Source organism: Peristeroidobacter soli, from assembly GCF_004138485.1.
In the GTDB taxonomy this organism is placed as follows: Bacteria; Pseudomonadota; Gammaproteobacteria; order Steroidobacterales; family Steroidobacteraceae; genus Steroidobacter; species Steroidobacter soli.
Genome location: NZ_RYEV01000005.1, coordinates 300,370 through 316,090, shown reverse-complemented (window position 1 = coordinate 316,090; position 15,721 = coordinate 300,370). Strand labels below are relative to the sequence as shown.

The window sequence follows — 15,721 nt, the reverse complement described above, 5'->3', positions numbered from 1 at the left end:
CTCAGGTATTCGTTACCAGAAGCTCGATGGCGTTTCGCCTCGCGGAGACGAAGCCGGCAATGTGGCGTCGAACAGCTATTCGTCTTATCGACCAGCGTGAGAATAGTTCTCTCGCCTCTCGACAGTCCGCATAACTGACCACAAAGGCGGCCCCCTTCCTATCCATGGTGCTTAGATGGGCAGCGAGACGCTCTAGATCTCGTTTTGAAAACTCGCGCCGATCGTACTCACGGAACACGCGCCGCGACTCAACAGCATAGGGAGGATCAACATAGACAAAATCGTTTGCCTGGACGGCAGAAAGCACCTCCCCAAAATCCCCCGCCTTCAGCGCCGCGCTCTGAAGGAGAGCAGCGGATCGCCGAAAATCCTCTATTGGAGGGATCACACCTGGCTTCTTATGGGCAAACGGAACATTGAAATGACCGTCCCGGTTCGTTCTATATATGCCGTTAAAGCAATACCGGTTGAGATACACAAATCGAACCGCTCGACCGAACGCCTTAAGTCGACTACTACTCCGATCTCGTACCCGATAATATTCCCGTTCGGTGCGCTCAATGGCGGAGACAGCGCGGTGAACGTCATCTGGACGTTCGCGAATTACCTCATATGCCTCCATTAACGCACTATTAATATCTCCGAGGAGCGCCTTCTCTGGTTGAAGCTTGAAAAACAACGCTGCTGAGCCCGCGAATGGCTCCACATATCTTCGATATGAGGGCTTCCAGAAATCCGCAAGCACCGGAAGGATCTTTCGCTTACTACCCGCCCAACGTAGGATTGGCGTCACCGATGGCAACTGGCCAGCCACCCCTACAGCATCGGCCGGAGAGTCCGAATTGAGGGTCCGTGAGCGCACGCCGCTCACTCGCGCAGTCTGAGGCATGACTAAATCTGCCTTACAGAGACCAACAGCCTGAGGTGATGCAGCGCTGTTTAATTCCTGTTCTTCTCATTGTTCTTCCCTTTGAGCGCACGACCGTCGTCTTGGCAGATCGAGAAAGAGCAAAATACGACCACACCCGTTAATAATCCAACTCTAACTCGCGGCCATATTTACATGCAAATATAGATTGGGCCACGGACTGGATGGACAGTAACTATGAGCGATACCATGCCGAAACGTGCGCTTCGAAACTCTCGGCCGCGACGGGCCGGGCGAGGTACGGTTTGAGGTTCTTGGCTTGGAGGCTGACCGCGACCTGATTGGCGCGCTAGCGAGGCTCTTGGCCGAATCCGGCTCCCCGGCCCCGTCTATACGCGCCGCGGTGAATCGGCTCATAGTCACCGGTGCGCAGCGCAAAGGGCGAATCCTCGACGCGTTACGGCGCTCTCCACTCGCGCACACCGATCTCGATGTCCGAAGGGCTCACACCTCCCGAGGCCGCAAGGTTGATTTGTGAATAGTTGATTAGGCTAGCATGAACCAGCCGATATCATCCTCGCGCACTACAGACTCGGCCACCTTAACAACATTGGATGGAAACGCCCCAGCGGGATGATGCCGACAACGCGCCCCCCCAGGAGGAAGGCCGGAATCTTTGCAGAGATTATTCCAGACCAGCCTGTCGCCTTCGCTTATCAGCGAGACGCGCAAAGAGCCTCGCTGGGCTCGCGATTCATGTCGGGAAATCTGCCGAGGCCATCATCCACCGTTAAGCTGCCATTATCCCAGCGTGCCTTCGGCGATCTCGATCGAGAAATAATCGGCATAACTCATGAATATAGGTAAAAACTGATAAGCCAAGTGACGATCACTGCGTCCACTAGCAGATTGCAGCCCAGCAAGCAAGCAAGTAACAATCCGATCGCGCCAGTTTCCGGTTCACTGTCGCCGATCCGGCCTCATGAAAGCAGACTGCTTCCCGCGTGGCATGTCGCCACAGAGGTTTCCGAATGTCTGTTGAAAGTCCTGAATCAAATCGCCGAATTCTACGCCGGCGGGAAGTTGAGGCTCGATGCGGATTCAAGCGTGCTCATCTCTACAAACTGATAGACGAGGGAAAGTTTCCTCGACCGGTTCGCATCGGCGTCCGAGCCGTTGGCTGGGACTCTGTTGAGATCGAGCAGTGGATCGCCGAACAGCTGCAGCGGCGGATCTAACCGTTGCGGACATAAACGCTCGCAATATAGCGCCCGCGACCATCACCATGACCAAGATCCAGGGAGGTCGCGATGCGCGCCTCCCGCTGGCTGTAGCCGGCATCGCGATACGCCTGCATACGCTCCTGCGCAAACGCATAGCGGGCAGCGTGACTTTGGATTCCTGCTCGGCTGCAAATACCGCTGTATACCTTCGCGGCTTGCTTTAGCTCCTTCGTTTCCACTCCTTTGGCGCATGCCAAGAGATAACGCCGTCCACTGGCTTCCAGTATCTCCAGTGCTCGCCGCACCGATGCCAGCGCCCGCCCCACATCAGCAGGATGCACTAACCGCGGCCGCGCACCTTTGGTGCCGTCGAACAAGCGGGCGCATCCCTGCCGTTCTAGTTCACGTTGCAATCGAAGGAGCGCATCTATCTGGCCGGCACGAATGGCTTCCAGCGCCCTCAGACCTAGTGCTCGCTGCAACTCCAGAGTTGCGCCGGCGTCCGGCCTGCCTAACCGTTCCATGCGTTGCTGGAACGCGCGAATCTGATCGTCCGATAGTGGTTGCTTGCGACCAATGCGGCTGCCTTGGGCAATCCCGAGTGCTCGATTGCTGTAAGCGGGATTGCGAGCCAGCCCTTCTTTACCAACGTATTCCAGCACTGCACGCAGATGGCTCATGTCTTTTGCCAGCGTTCGACTTGCGAGACCACCGTCCGCCCGATGGCGGATGTACGCCTGCAAGTGCTTGCCGCCAATCTGAGTTGCGGAGTGAATCCCGAAGCCCGTTTCCCGCATGACCTCGGCGAACGTTTTGAACGTTCGGCTGCGACCCTCCTGCGTTAAATGCCCACGACCCAATAGATAGCCGATCCTCTGAAGATCTGCCTGCAACTCAGATTTCTTACTCATCACTCCCTCCAACTCGTCACTTCGATCTGCACATCCGGGCAATCCCGGCAGGAAACGTTTCCTGCCTTGATCCATCGCGAGCGGCCGGATGTGCGAGTCCGGTCGGTTGAGTTTCGTGGCCTCACAGCAGCACGTGCCGGTGACATGTGGTGCTGCTCACGCGTGAGCGTGAGATCGAGGCTGCCCTTGGCGGGCCGCTCGCGGTGGCTGATATCGACTGAAGGAGCTTCGTTGCGAAGCTATGGTTGATTGCGTCCGTTGCAGACGCGGTGCCACTTTCTCGCATCGGTGAAAATGCGTTGCGGTGACAGTGATTTGCGGCAGTGGGCGGTGTGCGTCACTTTCTCGGCTTCGCCGAAGACAGTGACGCACGCGTGGAGGAATGCTGCTGTTGACGCAGTTTGTGTAGTTACGTTGTTAGAAGAATAGTTGCCGCAGAGACGACCGCTGGACAGCGGATTGGAGAAGAAAGGCGTCAGCGCCCGAGTGATGAGTCAGGACCACAGCCGGGTTGGCTGCGCAGCTCTGCCTGGTCTAAAGCTGCTTGGGGTTGCCTGCAAACGCAGGCGGGCTTACGACGATGCCCTCGTCGTCAGGGAATAATCGTCGAGGTCGAGAATGCGCCAGCAGCTAGCGATCTGCGCCGGGCCATTGAAGGTTCGCGTGACCACGAGCTCGCGCTCGGACGTACGCTCTGTCGTCGTGTCGTTCTTCATGGGGTCCGCTCACTTTCTCTTCTTGCGTTCACCGATCTTTTCCCGTTGTTTCAGTTGCTCGACAACGATCCCTTTGATTCAAGCGCTCAAGCCGCGCGCCACCTACTGCGCCTTCTCCTCCTCAACGCGCTTCTTTTCCTTCTTATTCTCCGCCGGACTCGTCATTGCAGGACTCGAATGCGTAATGTCCTGATCCGTCTTATCCTCGCGCTCCTCGCCCGGCGCCTGTTCCTTGAGCATTTCCTTCGCCACGGCCTCGCACTCGCGCTTCACTTGCCCCTTGGCCGATTCGCACTGTTTCAACAGCTTGCTATTTGCTGGATCTTCGGCGGCAACCGCCGATAGGGATAGACCGCAGGCCAATAGCACCGACAGCATGAGCTTCGAAGCCACGATGCACTCCTTGTTGTTACTTCAAGGACAGTACGCCTGGGCTCCGGGCTGAGTTTCAGTCGAAGGAGCGGCGGGCAAGGTTTCGTCGCGAATGACGCACGCTGCGCATGCCCTTCGCGCAGTCAGCGCCGTTTGTGCATGAAGGCAGCGAACGTCAACCCCGCCTCCTCCTCGATCCGCAGCAACTGATTGTACTTGGACTGCCGCTCCGAATTGCGCACCGATCCGATCTTGATCTGGCCCGCGCCGGTGGCCACGGCCAGATCGGCAATAAATGAGTCCTCGGTTTCACCCGAGCGGGCGGACACCACGGTCGCATAGCCGGCCTTGCGGGCCAGTGCCATGACGTCGAGAGTGCCGCTCAAGGTGCCGTTCTGGTTGACCTTGATGAGTACGGCATTCGCCACCTGCCGTTCGATCCCCGAAGCGAGGCGTTGCGCGTTGGTCGCGAAGAAGTCATCGCCGACGAGTTGTAGCGAGCGATCGCCAAGCTTGCGAGTGAACGATTGCCACGCCTCCCAATCGTCCTGATCGAATGGATCCTCCACCGACACGATCGGGTACTTGCCGCACAAGTCGAACACATAGGACATCATCGCATCAGAAGTCAGCTCGCGGCCGGCGCGGCGCAAGTGATAGCAACGTTGCTCCTCCACATATAGCTGGCTCGCAGCGACATCGATGGTGATGGCCATGTCATGTCCCGGTCGCAGTCGTGCGGCCTCGATGGCCCGCACCATCAGCGTCAACGCTTGCTCGGCGCTTTCGAAACCCGGGCTCAGACCGCCCTCGTCCGCCAGCAATGTGACCCGACCCTCTTGCGCCATCAAACGTGCAGCGGCGCTGCGAACGCGGGCAATCCACTCCAGTGCTTGAGAATACGTCGTTGCGCCGACTGGCATCGCGAGGAAGTCCTGGAAGTCCATGCCTCCTCCGGCATGCGCTCCGCCGCTCAGGATGTTTGTCATTGGCATCGGCATGGACGGCGCCACGCCGGGCACGAGCGATCTGAGATAAACATGCAGGGGCTGACGCACATGCGCGGCCGCAGCTCTAGCGGTTGCAAGAGACAGCGCGAGAATGGGGTTGGCACCGACGCGTCCGAGGTCGGGTGTGCCATCGATCCAGCGTAGCGTTGCATCGACCGCAGTCTGGTCGAGCGCATCCACGCCCTGCATCTGCCCTTCACAGGCTTGCAACGCAGTCGCGACGACGGATTGAACTCCGTAGCTCTCGTAGCTCTCGGCATCGCCATCTCGCAACTCGCGGACTTCGTATTTGCCGGTGGAAGCACCCGAGGGCACCGACGCACGACCCAAAGACCCGTCATGCAAGATCACATCGGCCTCGACGGTCGGGCGACCGCGAGAGTCGAGGATCTGACGCAGCTTCAAAGAAGCGATTCGCGAAGGATTCATGAGCGCAGCAATCTCAGTACAGTAGCCGGTCAAAGAGCTCCAACCACGCCGGCGCAGGTTCGAGCAGCAGCCTCAGGGCGCGCTTTCTCACTTCCTCGACATCGAGCTCGTCGAGAAAATTCACCGGCGAATCGCCATCGAGTCGCGCCAGCACGAGTGCGCCGATGACTCGGGCGAGCACGGTGTCATGCGAGGCAACCGGTCCGCGCTTGGCATAGCCACCGGTAAACGCATGGCAAGCCGCGTAGTAAGAAGACTTCGAGCTGCCGCGACGCCAGCCGGTCAGGAGCAAATGAGAGAGACAGAATGCGATGTCAAAGCGCGGCTCGCCCCAATGCACGACTTCCCAGTCGAGGATCACAACCTGCGCATCGCGCGCCAGAATGTTTTTTGGGCTGTAGTCGCCGTGGACGAGCACTCGTCCCGGCGCACGCAGCAGTTCGATGATTCGATCGATCGGCTCACGCGCCTCGGGATTCCTCTCGGCCGCTCGCACAAAGAACGGCTGGATGCGAAGCAGCTCGAAATATTCACGAGTGCCAAACGTCGTCGCCAGACTGGAGTCGCGAGCGGACTCCGTTTGAAGGCGCGCAAGCAACTCGCCGATGCGGGCGGCGGTCATCAAGTTGACCTCGCCTGCACTGAGCTGCGCCTGCCAGTTCCGCAGGCTCGCGTCGATCCGCTCCATCGCGAATCGATGATTCGCGGCATCGACCCACAGAACCCGAGGCACCACTTCGCCGCCCAGGAACGTCGGCGCTATTCGAAGCGCTTCGACCTCCTGACTGGATCGTGCGGGATCGCAACGCCAGTCGGCAGCGACTTTGAGTTTCGGCAGCGCCTGCTTGACGACAATCTCCCGGCCTCGTTCGTCGCGGACAATGGCGACGTCACTGGCGACTCCGCCGTCGAGATTGACGCGATCGACCATGTCCTACTCCGGAGCGGTCGGTTGCAGCGGTCGAATCCAGATATTGCGAAAACGCAGCGGATAGGTGTGATCCTGCAACTTGATCGGTCCCGTCGGACCGTGCACCACCGTGCCGGGCAGTTGGTGGAACAATGTCGTGCCCAGGATCTGCGTGTGATTCTGCGTGATCACACCGTTGTGAAACACCGTGACGTAGCCTGGCGTCGTGACTTTGCCGTCCTTGAAGCGCGGGCCGGTATAGACGATGTCGAAGCTTTGCCATTCGCCCGGCGGGCGCGACGCGTTCACCAGGGGTGGCGACTGACCGAAGATGGCGGAGGCCTCGCCGTCCGCATAGGTGAGGTTCTGATAGCCGTCGAGTATTTGCACCTCATACAGACCATACAAGAACACACCGCTGTTGCCGCGCCACTGACTGCGATTGATGGGCAGCGCCGGCGTCGCGAACTCGACGTGCAGCTGACTGTCGCCGAACGATTGTTTTGTGACGATATCGCCGGTGCCCGCGACGACCTGGATCGCGCCGTCCACGATCTTCCACTTTGGGGAAGAGCCGTCCTTGGCGGAGACCCATTCCTTCAGGTCTGTTCCATCGAACAAGACGACGGCGTCGGACGGTGGCTTACCCTCGGCCGCGGCAGGTGTGACGATCGCAGGACGCGGGCGCTTCTCGTCGTGGACGCGCCACTGGCTGCCCGGCAGTTTGGGACCGTCCGAATATCCGACCGGAAAATCCTCTTCTTTCTGTGAACACGTATCCTGGAACGGCTCGCCCGCCAACCGTTGGTTGAGCCATTGCGTCGACATCTCCCAACTCGGCCCGATGTGGCCTTTGTCGGCCAGGAACACTTCCTGAATCTTCGTGCCCATGGCGCACGCCTTCTTGATGGCGGTGCGGGTCCATTCGGGTTTGATGAACTCATCCTTGCCGGAGTAGATCACCAGCATGGGCGCCTTCGCTGCCTGGTGGGGTAACGCCATCGCCTCGAGCAGCTTCGCCATGTGCTGAGTGGCCGCCGGCGTTGCCGGTTTGATCTCATCGGCTGTGACTTTCTGCAAAGCTTCCGCACGCTCTTGCTCGTGTGGGCCGAAACAATAGGAAAGCGCCTGCCAATTTTTCGCCGCGGAGCCGCGTCTATAGAGATCGAGGTCCAGCTTGGGATTGACGCGATGCTGAGTCATCAGCATCCAGATGTAGGCGGCCTTCTGGAACTCATTGAACGAGCCGTCCGCCGCCATCTGCGCATACTCGGAAAAATCCGTCGGCGGGACCAGCGCCGCGGCGCCGAGCAGATTCAGTTCGGGCGCGTAAGTCACCGCTTGTTCCGCTGTTGCCCATGCGGCCGCCCCGCCCTGCGAGCCGCCGAACACCAGCCACCGATCGGAAATCGCGCCGGGCCGGAAGTGACGAAGCGCACGCACCGAATCGATGACGTTCCATGCTTCAGTCCTGGCGCCGAGATAGAGATGGACGCCCGGCGCGCCGAGCCCTTCGTAGTCTGCCGCCGCGACGGCGTAGCCCATCTTCAGCGAAGCCGCCATCATCGGCACGGTGCCAAACATGGTTTTCGACAGCGAGGGACCGCATTCGTAGTTGATGCCCGCCGTTGCGTGTGCATGCGCCAGCACCGGCCAGCCGCCCGGTGGCGGCGTGCCCGCAGGCACGAAGATCATGCCGGAGACGACGGTGGAGGAGCCGTCACGACCGGACGTCGAGCGATACTTCACACGCACCGCTGTCGCCCGGAGGGCAGTGATCGATTCGTCGATGTCGGTGACGACCTTCGCTTCGACCAGCGAGCCCGGTCCCTTTGCGGCGAAATCAGGCTCGGACGCGGAAGCAATGCCGCTCATCGCAAGGAGCGCGACAGTCGCCCCCACCAAAGCACGCAAGCATCGCGACCACAATCCGGTCGCCTGTGAAGCAATCCCAGCGGTGCTCCTCAGCACAGAGTGACGTTCGTTGAATATCATCATCGGAATGCCGCGTGTCCAAACTGTTTGCTGAGATAGGCGTAGGCCACTCGCGCGGCCTTCATCGGCGATGTATTCACCCATGGCGCTTCCTGCTCGACGAACAGGTAGCGGACTCGGGTCTCGCGAATCAGTTCGAACACTTCTCGCCAGTTGACGATGCCTGTGCCCACATCGGTCGAGGCCAGGTCCATGGGATTGCTCGACACCCTGGCCGTGTCCTTGAGATGCACGGTGCGAATGCGACCATTGGCGCGGTGGAACAGCGCTTTGACATCCTGCCCGGCGGTCACGGCCCAGCCGATGTCGAGCTCGAGGTCGATGAGTTTCGGATCGGTGCGCTCCCACAGAATGTCGAAGCCGCTCTTGCCCTGTTCCAGCGGCACGAAGTCGAAGCCATGATTGTGATAGCCGACACGAATGCCCGAGCGCGCCAGGATCTCCGCCTTCTCGTTCATCAGGTCGGCGGTTCGCCGCCAGTCGTCCGCTCCCATGAGCTTCAGCACTCCAAGCAGCTTTGCCGCGTTGAAACCGCCGGGCGGCGGATGATTCAGCGCGTCGACGAGCGCATCTGAATAGCGCGGCGCCGGAACGACGGCATGGGTCGCGCCCAGGGTGTAGATGTCATCGGCGAGTCGCGACAGGTCGCCTTCGAGATCCCAACTGTTCTTTGCAGGACGTGGCAACACATGAATCGCGGGACAAGACAGCCCAGCCCGATCCAGCGCAGCCCGCAGACGCTGCGCCGATTGGCCATACGATTGTGAGATCTGTACGGTTCGATAGCCGATACCCGCGACCTCTTCGAGTGTGCCGTCCAGATCTTTCGCTGGCGCGTCCTCCAAGGTGTAGAGCTGCAACCCCAACAACCATGGCGCACTCCCACCCGCGGCAGCCGGCGTGTTTGCCTGCGCCCGAAACGTCGGCAACATCGCGGCGGCGGCAAAGGCGCCGAGACCTGCAAGCACCTGTCGTCGCGATCGAAGCTGCGGTTGTGTCATAGCAATCCCACTTTCTTCAGCACTTCGGGCGGCGGTCCGTTGAAGCTCGGCATCGGCACGTTGCCGATGTATTCGAGATCTTTACGGCCTTGCGGCGTCGTATAGAAACCGCCCGCGGTCAGATCGCGATAACGAGCGAAGAACACGGCAGCCTGTTTGAACTGCGGCTTTGCCTTCGGCAGATAACAGATATCGTCGCAGACCTGTCGCTGTTGACTCACCCCGAGCTGTCGGAACGGTTTGGAGAAACGCCGGCTTGATTCCTGATCGAGCCACTGCAGTCCGTCGACCACGACTGCCCGATCGGCGCGCTGAGGTTCGTACGGCGCGCTGACCCACTCATCGATGAAGTCGACCACGCCCACCGACGAAGCACTCGGCGACCTGGCATCCGCTGGAATGATCAGATCGCACAACACGGCAGCCGTTGCCCGCTGATCCGCCGTAAATGTCAGTGGCCAGAGATCGCCCGGCTTGTACACGCGCAACAGATTCGGATCGGTGCCGTACGGTTTTGCAACCGCTGGCGTCGTCTTGGTCGACGGCGCGGCAAGAACCTCGTCGCAGTACTCGAGCAACGGCATCGACGCCGACGCGGCGAGCACCCATTTGATGGTGGTACGTCTGTCCATCACAGCTCCTTGCGACGCATGCGATCCAGAATGTGATCGGCCACACGCCAGGCGTTCGCCATGATCGTGAGCGTCGGGTTCTTGTCGGCGTTTGACGGGAACGGTGCGCCGTCGGCCAGGAACAGATTCTTCACGTCCCAGGCCTGGCACCACTTGTTAACCACGGAGTCGCGCGCGTTGTCGCCCATGATCGCACCGCCGACCTCATGGATGATGCTGCCACCGGCCGCAATCGCCTTGGTGCCATCGGTCTCCGCGCGCCCCTGCACGCGCCCGCCCATCGCTTCGATGATCTGCGCGAAAGTCTTTTGCATGTGGGCCGCCTGACGCGTCTCGTGCTCCGACCACTTCCAATGGAAACGCAGCACCGGGATACCCCACTTGTCCTTGATGACAGGATCGATCTCGCAATAGGAATGTTCGTTGGGAATCATCTCGCCGCGACCGGCGAAGTAAACCATCGAGCCGTAGTAGCGACGCGCGTCTTCCTTGAACTTCGCGCCATAGCTGCCGCCCGTCAGCCACTCCAACCCCATCGCGGTCGATACCTCCGGCATGTGCCGGCCACCACCGAACTCGATGTGATAGCCGCGCGCGAAGCCGAGCTTACCGGCCCGCTGCTCCTTGTAGAGCCACCAGGGCGAATACAAGTGCCCGCCCGCGACACCGTCTTCGTTGTGCGGTGGAATGTTCTCCAGCATCGGGATCTGCCCCGAAAGGTCGCTGCCGACGGTATCCATCAGGTACTTGCCGAGCTTGCCGCTCGAATTCGCCAGCCCTCGCCCGGAATTCAGAAGAATGCGCACCGACTCCAGCGCGCTCGCCGCCAACACCACCGCGCGTGCCGTGACCTGGAAATCCCGGCGTGTTTTTCTATCGATGGCAATGACGCCGGACGCGTTGCCGTTCTTGGCAAGCGTGACCTCGCGAACCATCGCATCCGTGACGATATCGAGCCGCCCCGTCTCCAGCGCCGGCGGCAGATGAACAGTCGTCGATTGATAGTTCGCACGGATCGAACAACCGCGGCCGCAAGGGGTCGCCCAGAAACACGCCGCTCGCTTCTTCATGTCGGCCGCGATGATGGCCTGCGCGGCGGCGTTGCCCGGATGCAGTTTGGCCGGCGAACGTTTCCAGTCGAGCTGTTCCGTCAGCACGGCGCGATGACAGGCGACCATCGGGATGCCGAGTTTTCCGCCTGCTTTGCCAATCAACAAATCGCTGACCAGCGGCTTCGGTGCCGGCAACAGAATCCCATCGGGAGAGTCCGGCGTGTTCTCCAGGCCTTCCTTCGATCCGTACACGCCGATGAGCATCTCTACTTTGTCGTAGTACGGCGCGAGTTCCTCATAAGAGATCGGCCAATCGAAGCCGAGACCGTCGCGCGTGCGCGGTTTGAAATCGTAGGGACCGTTACGCAGCGAGATGCGTCCCCAATGATTGGTCCGACCGCCGAGCATGCGTGCGCGCCACCAGGTGAATTTCTCACTCGGTTGCGTGCTGCCTTGAACGTACGGTTCGCCGGGCACTTCCCAACCGCCGTCCACCGTCGCGTCGTAGAAACCGAAAGGTTTGTCCGAGGTGATCCAGCCTCGCAACGGCGCCTGCTCCGGCGTTTGAAACATCGGCGTTTCGGTCGTGGGATCGTAACGGCGCCCCGCTTCGAGCATCAGTACGCGCGCGCCTTCCATTGCAAGCGTATAGGCTGCCTGGCCACCGCCGGCGCCAGAGCCCACCACGATCACGTCATACTGCGACTTCAACGCCGCGTCGGCGGTAATGAATCCCACTGTCAGGCTCGTCCCTTCAATATCGGCCGCGTCTCGGGATGCCCGCCGCCGCTGAGTGTCGTGATGCTGTTCTTGAATTCGACTTGCACGCCGTCGCCATCGAAGCGACACGTCACGTCGTCGTGATGGGGCGTTCCGTAGAAGCGCCACTGCATCTGGAAAGTGTTCGGGTCTTTCCATGCCCCCGCGGCCCCGACGTTCGCCGGCCGCTGCGGCCCCACGGGCGGTCCGACCAATTCAGAGATTTCTGGCGGTGTGCCGGGCATGGAAGTCGTGCCATCGGCCCAGCGACCGAGCCCGCAATCGACATCGAAGCTGCCCGTCCCCGTCGTCAGCTCGAACTTGCAAGCATCGCCATCGAAGCGGAGCGCCACACTCTTGGCCCCGAGGCTGTTGGATTCCAGCGTGAAGCTGCGAGCGTTGATTCGAGCACCCGTCGGCGATGTTTTCGAACCTGCCGGCACCGGCAACGTCAGCGCGGCGAGTTGTTCCTGTAACTTCGAACTCGAAGCCGCAGTCACCGGCAGCGGCTTGTCTCGCAGGCCAGGCAACAGATGCTCCCATACCAGGTTCAACAAGCCTTGCATGTCGGCAGTCGCGCTCGTGATTGCGATCACCGCATCCTGTTTCGGCAGCACGATGCAGTACTGCCCGAACGCACCGTCGCCGCGAAAGCCGTCGTGGCGGCAACGCCAGAACTGATAGGCGTAGCCCTGGTGCCAATCGCTGGTTTGTTTCAGCTGGGCGAGGTCGCTGCCGGGCGCGGTCGCCGGTTGCTGGATCTTGAAGGTCGTCGCCTCCCTCACCCAGGCTTCCGGCAACAACGGCGCACCGTTCCACTGTCCCTGTTGCAAATACAGCTGACCGAACTTCGCGAGCGTGTCCGTGGTTATGCTCAGCCCCCATCCGCCAGTGTTGATGCCGCGCGGGCAGGTCGCCCACTGAACCACGCGAGCCCGCAATGGTTTTAATAGGCGGGGACGCAGGTAATCGATCAGCTTTTGCCCCGTCACCTTTTGCACGATGGCGGAGAGCATGTAGGTGGCGCCGCTGTTATAAACAAACGTGCTGCCCGGCACATGCTCGACAGGTAGCGCCAGAAACGCCTTCACCCAATCCTGTTCGTGAGTGATCAGCGGCGCCGTATCAGCAGAGTGGCCCGCCGACATCGTGAGCAAGTGCTGAACCTGCATCGCATGTAAATTCTCGCTGACGCCGCCGGGCGACTGGTCGGGAAAGAAGTCGATGACCCGATCCGTCACCTTGAGCTTGCCGTCCGCGACCGCGAGCCCCACCGCGGTCGAGGTGAAGCTCTTGCTCAACGAATACAGAGTTTGCGGCGTAGTGGCGCGATACGGTTGCCACCAGCCTTCGGCCACGTTCTGCCCGTGGCGCATGAGAATCAGACTGTGCATCTCATGCTTCGAACCGGCAACCGCGTCCAGAAACGCTCGAATCGCCTGTGACGAAACGCCCGCGGCTTCTGGTGTCGCGCGTTCATCCGCGAACGCACGCAGCGATGTGGCACCCATCCCGAGCGCCACCGTCGCCACGCCGGCTTGTTGCAAAAACGTCCGACGATCGAATGTCAGCATCGCTCCGCCAGCCTCTTACAGTGAATAGTTCAATGTAAGGTACACCGATCTCGGTGAGTTGGGCTGGAACACGTTGTTCATGACATAGCCGCCGCGGTTGCCGACGTTCTTGACGTTCACGCGCGCCTCGAGCTTGTTGAACGCGTAACCGGCGAACAGATCGGCCTGCACCAGGCTCGGAAGCCGGACTGCGTACTGCCAATCTCCAGCCATCACGCCTTGAGTGCTCGATTGCCCATGAACCCAGGCGCCGACGTACGCACCCGACAGCAGTCCTTGGTCGAACGCATAGCGACCGCTGAGATTCCACTGCTCCTTGGGTGTGCTGCCGAAGCGCAGACCGACCATCTGCGGCACGCCGGGATAAGCCAGATACTCAGCCGTCGGCATATAGGTGTAGTTGGCGGAGAGCTGCAGACTGCGGCTCGGCGTCCACACGACCTCGGCCTCGGCGCCTTCGGTTCGTCCCTTGCCGCCGAGGTGATAGGAAACAATGCTGCCGGTCTGACCTTGCGTGGAATAATCTGGCGTCGCGATGTTACCCAGGTCGTCGCGGAACACGGAGATCGTGCTCGCGACCTCGCCACCGAACCATGCGGTCTTGATGCCGATTTCCTTGCCCGTGCCCTGCGCGGGCGGAACGACCTGGTCGGTCCCCGGCTGTAACAGCCCCGAAGGCGTGAACGACTCCGAGTAGTTCATGAAGATCGACGTATCGGCGAGCGAGGAATCGCCCGGGAACGGCTTGATCACCAGGCCGGCCTGCGGTGTCGTATCTGTAACACGCAGTCCGGAAACCGTGGTCTCGGTGTAGCGACCGCCGACGAGCGCACGCAAACGACCGTCGAACATCGATGCCTGCTCGGCGATGTAGTACGCATGCGTACGTGTGTGCGCATAGTCGGTGGAAAGAATGTCGGGCGTCGGATTGGTAGCGAGACGCGCGTTGAACTCATCACGCAACATGCGCGGGCCGTCAGTGCGATAGTCCCACGGCTCGCCGTTCGAATTGATCGCCGGTGCCCCGATGTAAGCCTCGAGAATATCCGCCTCGCTGTACGAGTCGGAATAGCCCACCAGCATCTGATGACTGATCGGACCGGTGTCGAAGTCGAGCGCCGCCTCGAGTTTGTTCTGCCAACCGGTCTCGCCGGTTCGGCCGCCGAGGAACATGGAAAGAATGCTGGAGCGGCCGTCGGCACCCAGCACCTTGGCGCCACTCTGGATCAGCGCGAGCGGCTGCCACAGATACGTGTTGTAGAAGAAACCGTTGCGCACTTCGATGTGGTCGTTGATCCGATAATTCACATCGAAGCTGGCCATCTCGACTTCGGCCTGGTTGAGGTTTTGCGGGCCGAGCACGTTGTAACGCTTGCCGCCCGGCAGGTAGTCCTCGACGGTGATGGTCTGGATCGGCTCCGTCGGTCCGTAATTCGCGCCGACCCACGCATCCAGCGGCACGAACCACGGCGTGCCCGATCCCATGAAACCCTCGTGACTGACCGGCAACGTCGAGGCGCGCGTATCGACATCGGCCTTGCGATAGTTCACGGAGAGAGTCAGATCGTCGATGGGCTTGTAAGTCAGGCCGAGGATGACGGTCTGCTCCTTCTGCCCGGTCCATTTCACCCAGCCATCCATGTCCTTCAGATAGCCGTTGATCAGATAGGCGAGCTTGTCGGAGCCCAGCGTGCCGGTCGAAAAGACCTCCGCGCTCTTGTAATCCCAGCTGCCATAGCCCACTTCAATGTAATTCTTCCGTGTGAACGACGGCTTCTTGTAGATGATGTTGATGGTGCCGCCCGGCGGCACGTTGCCGTTGAACACCGCGGACGGGCCCTTGACCACTTCGATGCGCTCCACGCCCACCGAGGAGCCCAGGCCCGCCGCAGTCGACAGCGTATCGAAGCCATCCACCTGGGGCGTGACGGCGAAGCCGCGCACACCGAAATTGGTGCCGACCTCGCCGCTGTTGCTTTGACCCATGACGCCGGTCATCGAGCTGATCGCATCCATCATCTGCTGCGAACCGGTGTCGCTGAGAAACTCGCTGGTCAGGGCCGTGATCGAGATCGGCGTGTCCAGGATGCTGGTGACGATGCCGGTGGCGCTGGTGGACGCATCGATGCGATAGCCCTGCACCACCACTTCTTCCAGCAGTTGCGAATTCGGCTCGACCGCCTGTTTGGTCGACTGAGCCGACGCCACGCCCGCCACCGACCAGGCACAAACGAAAATCAAGCCGCGATTTCTGTACTTCATGCTCCCC

The 15,721-nt window shown here is 60.7% G+C and carries 13 protein-coding genes; 1 reads left to right on the top strand and 12 read right to left on the bottom strand.

The window, feature by feature from the left end; translation table 11 throughout:
* Position 1 precedes the first annotated feature (1 nt).
* On the bottom strand, positions 2-889 hold the full coding sequence (locus EKO19_RS39990) for a DNA adenine methylase (protein ID WP_129778914.1): 888 nt from the start codon (positions 887-889) through the stop codon (positions 2-4).
* Between the two features lie 1,010 nt (positions 890-1,899).
* On the opposite strand from EKO19_RS39990, the gene EKO19_RS22895 reads away from it, so the two are divergent.
* On the top strand, positions 1,900-2,106 hold the full coding sequence (locus tag EKO19_RS22895) for an AlpA family transcriptional regulator (protein WP_129778912.1): 207 nt from the start codon (positions 1,900-1,902) through the stop codon (positions 2,104-2,106).
* Here EKO19_RS22895 and EKO19_RS22890 read toward each other — a convergent pair.
* From EKO19_RS22890 to EKO19_RS22840, 11 genes are all read right to left on the bottom strand, one after another.
* Positions 2,103-3,002, bottom strand: coding sequence for an integrase domain-containing protein (locus tag EKO19_RS22890; protein WP_175597161.1), 900 nt, complete (start codon positions 3,000-3,002; stop codon positions 2,103-2,105). The two genes, EKO19_RS22895 and EKO19_RS22890, sit on opposite strands and share 4 nt — an antisense overlap.
* 572 nt (positions 3,003-3,574) lie before the next feature.
* The gene (locus tag EKO19_RS38905; protein ID WP_217705532.1) at positions 3,575-3,718 is read right to left on the bottom strand and encodes a hypothetical protein; all 144 of its coding nucleotides are present in this window, start codon (positions 3,716-3,718) and stop codon (positions 3,575-3,577) included.
* A 102-nt stretch (positions 3,719-3,820) separates the two neighbouring features.
* Positions 3,821-4,111 carry a hypothetical protein gene (locus tag EKO19_RS22880; RefSeq protein WP_129778908.1) on the bottom strand — a complete coding sequence of 97 codons (291 nt, stop codon included), beginning with the start codon at positions 4,109-4,111 and terminating at the stop codon, positions 3,821-3,823.
* Positions 4,112-4,233: 122 nt separating this feature from the next.
* Positions 4,234-5,529, bottom strand: a complete 1,296-nt coding sequence (eno, locus tag EKO19_RS22875; RefSeq protein WP_129778906.1) for a phosphopyruvate hydratase — start codon at positions 5,527-5,529, stop codon at positions 4,234-4,236.
* 13 nt (positions 5,530-5,542) lie between these two features.
* Entirely contained in the window at positions 5,543-6,460 is a 918-nt protein-coding gene (locus EKO19_RS22870; RefSeq protein WP_129778904.1) for a phosphotransferase family protein, read from the bottom strand.
* A 3-nt stretch (positions 6,461-6,463) separates the two neighbouring features.
* Positions 6,464-8,314: a 3-keto-alpha-glucoside-1,2-lyase-like domain-containing protein gene (locus tag EKO19_RS38900; RefSeq protein WP_217705531.1), complete on the bottom strand. Its 1,851-nt coding sequence runs from the start codon at positions 8,312-8,314 to the stop codon at positions 6,464-6,466.
* 119 nt (positions 8,315-8,433) lie between these two features.
* The gene (locus EKO19_RS22860) at positions 8,434-9,435 is read right to left on the bottom strand and encodes a sugar phosphate isomerase/epimerase family protein (protein ID WP_129778900.1); all 1,002 of its coding nucleotides are present in this window, start codon (positions 9,433-9,435) and stop codon (positions 8,434-8,436) included.
* On the bottom strand, positions 9,432-10,067 hold the full coding sequence (locus EKO19_RS22855) for a gluconate 2-dehydrogenase subunit 3 family protein (protein WP_129778898.1): 636 nt from the start codon (positions 10,065-10,067) through the stop codon (positions 9,432-9,434). Before EKO19_RS22855 ends, EKO19_RS22860 begins: the two co-directional genes overlap by 4 nt.
* Positions 10,067-11,857 carry a GMC oxidoreductase gene (locus tag EKO19_RS22850; RefSeq protein ID WP_129778896.1) on the bottom strand — a complete coding sequence of 597 codons (1,791 nt, stop codon included), beginning with the start codon at positions 11,855-11,857 and terminating at the stop codon, positions 10,067-10,069. Before EKO19_RS22850 ends, EKO19_RS22855 begins: the two co-directional genes overlap by 1 nt.
* Positions 11,858-11,859: 2 nt before the next feature.
* Positions 11,860-13,452, bottom strand: a complete 1,593-nt coding sequence (locus tag EKO19_RS22845) for a serine hydrolase domain-containing protein (protein WP_129778894.1) — start codon at positions 13,450-13,452, stop codon at positions 11,860-11,862.
* A gap of 15 nt (positions 13,453-13,467) precedes the next feature.
* Positions 13,468-15,714, bottom strand: coding sequence for a TonB-dependent siderophore receptor (locus tag EKO19_RS22840; protein ID WP_129778892.1), 2,247 nt, complete (start codon positions 15,712-15,714; stop codon positions 13,468-13,470).
* Positions 15,715-15,721: the final 7 nt, after the last annotated feature.